General features: G+C 35.3%; 1 pseudogene. It reads right to left on the reverse strand.

The features are described 5' to 3' along the window. Positions 1–269, reverse strand: a pseudogene (rpsC, locus tag LDP10_RS03470) (30S ribosomal protein S3); the annotation flags it as partial. Positions 270–283: the final 14 nt, after the last annotated feature.

The following is a 283-nucleotide window of genomic DNA, read 5'->3' on the forward strand; positions in this document are numbered from 1 at the left end:
GTATGTAATGGGACTCTCCCTTCACGATACCATTCTTTTCTTGCTATTTCTGCCCCTCCTAAACGTCCACTTATTTTAACTTTTATCCATTTTGCTCCTTGTCGCATGGCGTTTTGAACTGCTCTTTTCATAGCTCGACGAAACATTATTCTTCTTTCTAATTGAGAAGTAATATTATCGGCTACTAATTTTGCATCTAACTCTTGTTTTCTTACTTCTGAAATATTAATTTGTGCAGGAACACCAGCTATAATAGCTATAGCTGCTCTTTATTTTTCTACAT

It is taken from the genome of Buchnera aphidicola (Pemphigus obesinymphae) (assembly GCF_026122815.1).
Taxonomy (GTDB): domain Bacteria; phylum Pseudomonadota; class Gammaproteobacteria; order Enterobacterales; family Enterobacteriaceae; genus Buchnera_C; species Buchnera_C aphidicola_BJ.